9 protein-coding genes are annotated in these 9,086 nt (G+C 61.8%); 5 read left to right on the top strand and 4 right to left on the bottom strand.

Features of this window, described 5'->3' with window-relative positions:
* The 3 genes from AB4Z11_RS13600 to AB4Z11_RS13590 all read left to right on the top strand — a co-directional run.
* Positions 1 to 353, top strand: a 353-nt coding sequence (locus AB4Z11_RS13600; protein ID WP_442025782.1) for an OPT/YSL family transporter, incomplete at its 5' end; no start/stop codon positions are given.
* A 15-nt stretch (positions 354 to 368) separates the two neighbouring features.
* Positions 369 to 1,076, top strand: coding sequence for a hypothetical protein (locus AB4Z11_RS13595; protein WP_442025781.1), 708 nt, complete (start codon positions 369 to 371; stop codon positions 1,074 to 1,076).
* A 13-nt stretch (positions 1,077 to 1,089) separates the two neighbouring features.
* The gene (locus AB4Z11_RS13590) at positions 1,090 to 1,908 is read left to right on the top strand and encodes an aldo/keto reductase (protein ID WP_442025780.1); all 819 of its coding nucleotides are present in this window, start codon (positions 1,090 to 1,092) and stop codon (positions 1,906 to 1,908) included.
* Positions 1,909 to 1,911: 3 nt separating this feature from the next.
* On the opposite strand, the gene AB4Z11_RS13585 is transcribed toward AB4Z11_RS13590, so the two are convergent.
* Complete coding sequence (locus AB4Z11_RS13585) at positions 1,912 to 2,682, bottom strand: MipA/OmpV family protein (RefSeq protein ID WP_442025779.1); 771 nt, start codon at positions 2,680 to 2,682, stop codon at positions 1,912 to 1,914.
* A 133-nt stretch (positions 2,683 to 2,815) separates the two neighbouring features.
* On the opposite strand from AB4Z11_RS13585, the gene AB4Z11_RS13580 reads away from it, so the two are divergent.
* A complete protein-coding gene (locus tag AB4Z11_RS13580) occupies positions 2,816 to 3,481 on the top strand; it encodes a response regulator (protein WP_442025778.1) in 666 nt (221 codons plus the stop codon).
* Positions 3,478 to 4,872: a sensor histidine kinase gene (locus AB4Z11_RS13575; RefSeq protein ID WP_442025777.1), complete on the top strand. Its 1,395-nt coding sequence runs from the start codon at positions 3,478 to 3,480 to the stop codon at positions 4,870 to 4,872. Before AB4Z11_RS13580 ends, AB4Z11_RS13575 begins: the two co-directional genes overlap by 4 nt.
* On the opposite strand, the gene AB4Z11_RS13570 is transcribed toward AB4Z11_RS13575, so the two are convergent.
* The 3 genes from AB4Z11_RS13570 to AB4Z11_RS13560 form a co-directional block, all read right to left on the bottom strand.
* Entirely contained in the window at positions 4,862 to 5,629 is a 768-nt protein-coding gene (locus AB4Z11_RS13570; RefSeq protein ID WP_442025776.1) for a flagellar brake protein, read from the bottom strand. The genes AB4Z11_RS13575 and AB4Z11_RS13570 overlap by 11 nt on opposite strands.
* Positions 5,630 to 5,709: 80 nt before the next feature.
* A complete protein-coding gene (locus AB4Z11_RS13565) occupies positions 5,710 to 6,459 on the bottom strand; it encodes a pseudouridine synthase (protein ID WP_442025775.1) in 750 nt (249 codons plus the stop codon).
* Between the two features lie 8 nt (positions 6,460 to 6,467).
* On the bottom strand, positions 6,468 to 9,050 hold the full coding sequence (locus AB4Z11_RS13560; protein ID WP_442025774.1) for a [protein-PII] uridylyltransferase: 2,583 nt from the start codon (positions 9,048 to 9,050) through the stop codon (positions 6,468 to 6,470).
* Between the last annotated feature and the right edge of the window lie 36 nt (positions 9,051 to 9,086).

Below are 9,086 nucleotides of genomic sequence, written 5' to 3'. Positions count from 1 at the left end.
GCCCACCGCTGGGCGTAGGCCTGGCGATCTACCTGCCGTCGGCAGTGACTTCGCCCGTGGTTGTAGGCGCCATTGCCGGCTGGCTGTTTGACCGCGCGATGAAAAACAAGAAGCATGGCGAAGCCGCTTCGCGTCTCGGCGTGCTGGTGATGTCCGGCTTTATCGTGGGCGAGAGCTTGTTCAACGTCGCTCTGGCTGGCCTGATTGTGCTGACCAATAAAGGCGAGCCGCTGGCAATTGCGACCGGGCTTGGTGAATCCGCAGGCATGATTATCGCCACTGCCGTTGGCGGTGCGATGGTGGTGGCCTTGTATCGCTGGTCCGCCAAATCGGCGCGCGCCATCGAGGCGTAAAGGGAGGAGGGCTCCTTGAATGCCCTCGATATTCTGCATAGCGCGGCAGCGGCACTGAGCCTGCTCGCCGCGGCTCCCTGGCGTCTGCTGCTGGCTACCGTGATCTTCATTGCGGTGTCGGAATCGCTGATGCTTGTTCCCCGTGTCGGCTTCCTCCTCAAATTCTGCGTTGCCAGCCTGTTGTCCGCGCAGATGCTGGTGATCTTCCGTGTCGCGGCCATGGGCGAGCCGCCCAAGATGCGTATCCTGCTGGACGCAATCTATCTGCCGCCGTCTTCCATGCTGGTACTGTTCGGCTGCGCCTTGCTGCCGTTCTTCGTCGGCCTCTCTTATTTTGCCCTGACCGGCCGCGCTGACGGTTTGCGCTTCTTCTTCGGAAATGTGTTCAAACACAAGCCGCCTGAATCGAAGCATTTCCTGGTCTTCAAACTGATCATGCTGTTTGGCGGCGTGCCATTTACCTATGTGGCGCCGGCTATGGTGCTGAAAGGCGATGTCGGCGGCAATGCGCTGGAGCAGGGGCTGATCGCGGCGCTGCTTTACTGGCCGTCGCTGCTGGCGATGTTGCTCGTTACGGCCGTCTTTGAAGCGGGCATGATGCGTCTGCCGCAAGCGCTTCCGCGCAAGATTGCCGCGGCATTCTCCCTTCCCTTGCTGGTGCTGTTCGTGGCGTACGTTTTTGCGTTTACCTATACACTAAGCGTTCGGGCATTCGGCTTGTAGACAGGAGCGAATCATGAATTCGACGCTGGGACAGGGCACGTGGAGCATGGGCGACGTAGCCGCGCATAAGGCGCAGGAAGTGCGCGCGCTGCAGCTGGGCATTGATCTGGGCATGACGGTGATCGATACCGCCGAGATGTATGCCGATGGCGGCGCTGAGAAAGTGGTGGGCGAAGCCATTGCAGGCCGCCGCAGCGAGGTGCAGGTGGTCAGCAAGGTGCTGCCCCAGAACGCCAGCCGCAAAGGCACGATCACAGCCTGCGAGCGCAGCCTGAAACGCATGAAGATCGACCACATCGACCTTTATCTGCTCCATTGGCAAGGCTCGCATCCGCTGCAGGACACGCTCGATGCTCTGGTGGAGCTGAAGCAGTCCGGCAAGATTCTTGAATTCGGCGTCAGTAATTTCGATACACACGATATGCGTAAGGCGGAGAGCCTGCGCGGCGGTGAGGGTATCGTTGCAAACCAGGTGCTCTACAACCTGCGCCGGCGCGGCGTGGAATGGGATTTGCTGCCATGGTGCCGCGAGCGCGACATCACGCTGATGGCCTATTCACCGCTCGAATCGGACCGCAAGGAACAGAAAGCCTTGCTGTCCAATCCCGCTCTGCTGTCGGTAGCCGAACACCACCGCGCCACACCAGCCCAGATTGCACTGGCCTGGCTGCTGCGCGATCCGGCTGTGCTGGCGATTCCTAAAGCATCCAGCGAGGCCCACGTGCGCGAAAACGCCGGTGCGCTGGCGATCTCGCTGCGGCAGGAAGACTTTGCCACGCTGGACAAAGCCTTCGCGCCGCCACGCCGCGCGACCCCGCTGGATATGCTGTAGATTTCAGAAGGCGTAGCTGGCGTACACCGCTGCGGTCGGAGAGGTTTTGCGAAACACGATGGGGCTCTTGGCCGCATCGCGCGTCAGACGGCTCACGCCCAGCATGCTGGTGACGGACCATTGCTGATTCAGGCGATGCTGCCACGATGTGCTGAACGTCGCCTCAAACACGCCTGCTTTCGCGGCAAACTCCTTGAAGCCTGAACGTGCGGACTGGCTGGCGGTGACGCCGTAGTATGTCTGCGCGTATTTTTTATCGGCGAAGTTTGCACCACCACTGACGGACACGTTATCAACCTGGTCGTTGAGCAGGGTATATGTCAGGCCCAGCGAGCTCCGGCTGCCGTTTTCGCGATGAGACAGCGGCACTTCAGTCTGCAGGCCCAGCACCAGCCCGTCCATGATGGTCAGGCCGGCGCCGAGTACCGCGGTGGCGCTGCCTTTGACCACGCCCATGCCTTTCAGCTTGTCGCTGCCCTGGCGGCCGCCGAAATTGACTTCCTCCTTGTCCGTGCGTTCGCCGCGGTAGGCGAGGGCGCCGTTCAACTGCAAACGTCCGAAGGTCTGGCCGTAGCCGAGGCCGCGCATGGTGCTGGCATAAAATCCGTTGGCCATCTGGTAGTCGATCGCCAGAACAGGCGCGGCCTGCATCTTGTCGGAGCCGGAGTAGCGGGATGTGGCGGCGATGCCGGCGCCCAGCGTCAGCACGTTATCATCCGCGGCGGCCAGGCCGCAGGCCAGCAGCAGGCCGGTGGCAATCAGGTTCTTTTTCATACATATACCTACAATGAGTTTTGGGAGCCGCCAGTATCTGGCCGCCAAATGAAGCTAACCTGATCCCTTCATGAAGATTGGATGAAGGCGGATCTTTAGCTTGTCTTCAGCTGACAGTGGTTTAATAGTGCCCATGAAAATCCTGCTTATTGAAGACGATCTCGATCTGGGCAATGGCGTGCGCCTGGCGCTTACCGGCCAGGGCATGGACGTGATCTGGGTGCGCCAGCTGGCCGACGCCGATGCGCAATTGGCCGGCGATGGCTGCGACCTTGTGTTGTTGGACCTGAACCTGCCCGATGGCGATGGCCTGCATTTGCTATCCCGCCTGCGCCGCGAGCGCCAGGCCTTGCCGGTGCTGAGCGCGCGCGATGCCCTGAACGACCGCCTGCGCGGCCTTGATTCCGGCGCGGACGATTATCTGGTCAAGCCTTTCGAGCTGGCCGAGCTGCTGTCCCGTGTGCGCGCGCTGGCGCGGCGCAGCTACGGCTTCGATGGCGAAACGGTCGAACTGCGCGGCATCGTACTRCACGTGCCGACGCGCCGCGTGACGGTGCAGGGCAAAAATGTGGATCTCACCGCCAGCGAATACACGCTGTTGAAAACCCTGCTGATCCGCGCCGACCGCGTCGTCACGCGCCGCAGCCTGGAGGAACTGGCCCTGCCGGGTGCGCAGGAAAACGCCAGCAACTCGCTGGACGTGCATATGGCGAATCTGCGCCGCAAGATCGGCGATGGCTATATCCGCACCGTGCGAGGCGTGGGCTACGTAATCGATCAGCAGGAGCCTGTCAAATGATCGGACGCTGGTGGTCGCTGGTCGCCGAGCCAAGCCTGATGCGGCGCCTGATGCTGGCGCAGATGCTGTTGCTGGCGCTGTTATGGGCAGTAACGGCGGCTTTCCTGATTTACGATTCCGCTCGCGACGAAGCAATTCTGAAGTTCGATACAGTGTACGACGCGTTTCTGACCGTGGCCGACAGCCTGGCGGATCAGCCGGCAAAGCGCGAAGAAGCGCTGGGCAAGTTGGATCGCACCATGCGCGAGAACGCAGGCCTGGACGGCGCCGCCGAGCTGGCGCCCACTTTTTACGTTCAGGACCGTAACGGGCAGGTCCTGTACCGTTCGCCCTTGCTGCCGCCTGGCGTTCACAACACGGTGCTCGACCGCATAGAAACCATGCAGCTGGACGGCCGCCGCTGGCGCGCGCGTACCGTGCAGGCGGCCCATAGCGGCACGCGCATGACAATGGTCACACCCGCCGATAGCGCCAATGTTTTCCTCACGCTGAACTCGCGCCGCTATCTGCTGCTGCCGCTGCTGATCAGCATTCCTTTCCTGCTCTTACCCGCATGGTTGTCCATCAGGATGGCATTGCGTCCTTGGCGCAGCGTGTCGCAGGAGGTGGCAGAGCGCGGGCCGCAGGATCTGCGTCCGCTGGCATTCACTGCGAAATACCGCGAGCTGAAAGGCATGGTGGATGCCATCAATGCGCTGATGCGCCGCGTCAGCGACAGCGCCCAGCGCGAGCGCGCCTTCATTGCCGACGCGGCGCACGAGCTGCGTACGCCGCTGGCGGCGATGCGCGTGAACGTGGAAGCCTTGCAGGTGCAGGAAGGCGATGCGCGCCAGCGCCAGCTGCTGGACGGCATCCTCAGCAGCGGTGCGCGTGCCACGCGCCTGGTGAGCCAGTTGCTGGGGTTGATGCGCAGCGATGCCACGGCCAGCGAGGAGGAGGAAGCGTTGTCCTTCGACGAATTGGTGCAGGAACGGATGGCGGTGTTGTCCGGCCTGGCCCACGCGCGCGGCATCGAGCTTGAGCTGAGCGGCGATTGTCAGCTGCGGATGAAAGGCCGCAAGGAGGGCCTGGTATCGCTGGTGGACAATCTGCTGGAGAATGCCATCAAGTACAGCCCCGAACACGGCACGGTGCACGTGAATCTGCGGCGGGAAGATACCAGCGTGGTGCTGCGCATTGCGGATCAGGGGCCGGGCATTGCGCCGGAGCTGCGCGAACGCGTATTCGACCGTTTCTTCCGCGATCCGCGCCAAACGCAAAGCGGCAGCGGGCTAGGCCTGGCCATTGCCCGTGCGGTAGCCGTGCAGCACGGCGGTGAAATCAGTCTGGATGCGGTGGATAGCGGCGCCGGTCTGCTGGTGACCGTGCGCCTGCCTTTGATCAGCGGGTGACGCGGGCGGTATTCAGACGGTCGAGCGCCTTGCGCAGGTCTTCCTGCGTATTGGGTGGCATGTTCATGAACTGGCAGCCGATCTGCACCTGATCGCCCAGCAGGAAGGAGCGGTAATGGCGCACCAGGCGGATATCCAGATCGCAAATGACCACGGTTTCCGGACCCAGTTCCAGACGCACGCGCTGCAGCTTGCGTCCCACATGCAGTCCGACCGCTTCGCGCGGGCTGCAGCGCATGCCGACGCCGCCAATGGCGAAATCGTACAGCTGCAGCTCATACGGCTTGCCGTTCAGGACGAAGGACGCGGTGTAATACACGCCCAACGGCGTTTCCATACGCGGCGCGCCACGGCGGTTCTGCACCTGGCAGCGTTCCGGGAATTGTGCGGGAATCAGGGTTGGCTGTTCCGGCAGGGCGTTCCAGTGCGGATCGTTCAGGCGGAACTGGAATTTTGCGTTATTCAGCCAGCAGACGAAGGTGCAGGCGCCGGGCGGCAGCGCGCCGCCTTCGTTTAACTCGATGATGAAATGCGGCAGTTCCGGATCGACGGAAAGGATRCGTGCCATCACCGGGTCAACACTCGAATCAGGGTAAATCGAGATGGCATCGCCGCGGGTTGCCAGCATGGCCAATGCGTCCGCGATATCGTCCGGGTTGGTGATATCGTGCGGCTGGACACCGCCGGACATCGGCTCAACGGCGTCGGACAAGCGGGGCGGACCTTTGCGGGTGTAGGTTGGCATTGGATCGTTCATGCGCGTACTTTACCGCGTTCACGCGGCGTTCGCTTGCCCAACAGCAAGAAAAAGTGCAATTCTGTTGTAAATTGTACTACTCAAAAGCGTTCTGTCGGCAAAAGGTAACGCCACTTTCCTGGCGGCAGTTCTCCCAGCTTAACCTTGCCAATTCGTACACGTTTCAAACCGATCACTTTCAACCCTACCATTTCGCACATGCGGCGGATCTGGCGCTTTTTGCCTTCGCGCAAAGTGAAGCTGAGCTGATCGTCGTTCTGCCAGCGCACCTTTGCAGGCAGCAGCGGTTTGCCATCCATCCACAGGCCGTGATTCAGCTTTTGTAAATCAGCGTCCGGCAAGCGGCCCGGCTTCGAATACTGTACGCGGACCAGGTATTCCTTGTCCACATTGGTGTCTTCACCGATCAGCTGTTTCGCCAACCGGCCATCCTGGGTCAGCACCAGCAGGCCGACGGAATCGATGTCCAGACGGCCGGCGGGCACCAGGCTGCGCAGCTGCTTGGGGTGGAAGATTTCGGGAGAAGTGTCTTCTTCCCAGTGATTTTCCTGGGTGACCAGAACCACGGCCGGTTTGTAGCCGTCTTCGGCCTGGCCGCTGACATAGCCCATCGGCTTGTTGATCAGGATCGTCACGCGCTTGGACTGCTCGGCGGCGGCCTGGCGTTCGACGGTAATTTTCTGGCTTGGGTAGACCTTCACGCCCAGTTCGGACACGACCTGGCCATCCACGCGCACCCAGCCCTTGGCGATCCATTCGTCGGCTTCACGGCGGGAGCACAGTCCCAGTTCGGACATGCGTTTGGAGAGGCGTAATAATTCTTCGGACATCAGACTTCTCAGACTTTCAATGCTTCGAGTAATTCGGTTTCAAGTTGCAGCTGCACGCGCTGATTTTGCAGGGGCGCGCCGTCGACGAGGAACACGTCCTCCACGCGTTCGCCCAGCGTCATGATCTTGGCGGTGTGCAGATTGATTTTGTATTTCGCGAGYACGTTCGCGATCGAGTACAGCAGGCCGGTACGGTCATTGGCTGCCACCGACAGCAGGTAGTACTGGCCTTTCTCGTCCGGCCGCAAATCCACCGTCGGCTGCAGCGGGAAGGTGCGCGACAGGCGCGACAGGCGGCCCTTGCTCGGCGCCTGCAGCGGCGCCTGCGATTCCAGCAGTTCGCACAGCTCATGTTCGATCAGGCTGATGATATCGCGGTAGCTCTTGGCGAAGCTTTGCTCGGTGACCAGGAAGGTGTCCAGCGCATAGCCATGCTTCGTGGTGTGGATCTTCGCATCCAGAATGCTGAAGTTCTTGCGGTCGAAGTAAGAGCAGATGCGCGCAAACAGGTCCGGCTGGTCCTTGATGTAGACGGCGATCTGCAAGCCTTCGCCAATCGGCGCAAGGCGGCATTTGACGACCGGCTTGTCGTTGTTCAGGCGATCCCATAGCGCGCGCGTCTGCCACGCGATGTCGCTGGCGTCGTGGCGCAGGAAGTAGGCGACGTCCAGCTGCTTCCACAGCGCTTCGTGCGCATCGGGAGGCAGACCGTAGAGGCGCAGCGTGGCCAGTGCTTCCTGCTGGCGGTTCTTCAGTTCGCGGTCGGCGGAATGCGGTTCGCCGCCCAGCACGCGCAGCGTCATTTTGTACAGGTCTTCCAGCAGCTTGGCCTTCCAGGCGTTCCACACTTTCGGGCTGGTGCCGCGAATGTCGGCCACGGTCAGCAGATACAGGCCGGTCAGGTGACGCTCATCGCGCACGGTGGCGGCGAAGGCTTTGATCACATCGGGATCGGACAAGTCCTGTTTCTGCGCGACCTGCGACATGGTCAGGTGGTGCTCGACCAGGAAGGCCACCAGTTCGGTTTCCTCCTCGTTCATGCCGTGCTCCTGGCAGAACTGGGTGGCATCGGCTACGCCCAGCTTGGAGTGGTCGCCGCCGCGGCCTTTGGCGATGTCGTGGAACAGCGCGGCCACGTACAGCAGCCAGTGCTGCGGATAGTTCGCCATCAGCTGGGAGCAGAAGGGATATTCGTGTGCGTGCTCCGTCATGGTGAAGCGGCGCATATTCCGCAGCACCATCATGATGTGCTGGTCCACCGTGTAGACGTGGAACAGGTCATGCTGCATCTGGCCCACGATCTTGCGGAAACTCGGCAGGTAGCGGCCCAGGATGGACAGCTCGTTCATGCGCCGCATATTGTGGATGATGCCTTGCGGCGCCTGCAGGATGCGCAGGAAGTAAGCCTTGTTCACCGGATCGGCGCGGAAGGCCGCATCGATCTTGAAGCGTTCGTGCCACAGGGCGCGCATGGTGCGGGCGGATAAGCCTTTCAGTGCGGGGCGCTCGGTCATCAGCACAAAGGCTTCCAGAATCGCCGACGGCGTCTTCTCGAAGACATCGTCGGCATTCATGTCGATGAAGCCATTCTCTTCGCTGAAGCGCTCGTTGATCGGCACCGGCTTCTCGTCGTGCGGGAAGAGATACGATTCGATGTTCTGGAGCAGAATGGTATTCAGCTGCACCACCGTTTTCGCCGCCCAGTAGTAGCGCTGCATCAGGTACTCGCTGGCGCGGCGCATGTGGACGCCGGCGCCGGTGGCTTTCAGGCCCAGCGTTTCAGCGACGGCGGTCTGCACGTCGAACACCAGGCGGTCTTCGCGGCGGCCGGCGACGAGGTGCAGGCGCACGCGGATGTCCTTGAAAGCACGCTCCTTTTCCATCAACTGGCGCGCTTCCGTTTGCGTGATCAGGCCGCGTACGGCGAGGGTGCGCCAGGAGTTGGCCAGACCGGCCGCTTTGGCCATCCACAGGATCACGTGCAGATCGCGCAGGCCGCCGGGGCTCTCCTTCACGTTCGGCTCAAGGCTGAAGGCGGTGTCCTCATACTTGGCGTGGCGCTGGCGCATTTCGATGGTCTTGGCCTCGAAGAAGGCGCGCGCGTCCATGGCCTCGTTATAGGCTTCCTGCAATTGGCCGAAGAGCACCATATTGCCGGTGATGAGGCGCGCTTCCAGCAGGCTGGTTTGCACCGTGATGTCGGCCTTCGATTCGGTGATGCATTCGGGGATGGTGCGAATGCTGTGGCCCACGTCCAGGCCCAGGTCCCACAGCATCTGGACGAATTCTTCCAGCCGGCCGCGCGTGCTCTGGTCCGGCGCTTCGTGCAGCAGGATCAGGACATCGACGTCCGAGTAAGGAAACAGCTCGCCGCGGCCGTAGCCGCCCACCGCGACCAGCGAAGCTTGCGGGGGCAGGGCGGCGTTTTCCCACGCCGAGATGAGGACATTGTCGACGCTCTGGCGCAAGCTGCGCAACAGCTTCTCCGGCTTGCCGTCCTCGTGGAAGGTGGCAATGATGCGCTGGCGGTCGGCCTTCAACCGCGACTTCAACGAGTCCCGGAGATCCTTCTTCATCGAGGCGTGGGGCATGCGGATTTACGCTGCTGCTTTTTGGGTGATGAAGGC

It is taken from the genome of Pseudoduganella sp. RAF53_2, from assembly GCF_052113985.1.
Lineage (GTDB): Bacteria > Pseudomonadota > Gammaproteobacteria > Burkholderiales > Burkholderiaceae_D > Rugamonas.
Note: the sequence above shows the minus strand (reverse complement) of the source record. Positions and strands in the feature narration are given on the sequence as shown.

Coding starts and splice junctions, on each gene's coding strand:
- AB4Z11_RS13590 (WP_442025780.1), top strand. CDS start 1,090: ATGAATTCGACGCTGGGACAGGGCACGTGGAGCATGGGCGACGTAGCC.
- AB4Z11_RS13585 (WP_442025779.1), bottom strand. CDS start 2,682: ATGAAAAAGAACCTGATTGCCACCGGCCTGCTGCTGGCCTGCGGCCTG.
- AB4Z11_RS13575 (WP_442025777.1), top strand. CDS start 3,478: ATGATCGGACGCTGGTGGTCGCTGGTCGCCGAGCCAAGCCTGATGCGG.
- AB4Z11_RS13565 (WP_442025775.1), bottom strand. CDS start 6,459: ATGTCCGAAGAATTATTACGCCTCTCCAAACGCATGTCCGAACTGGGA.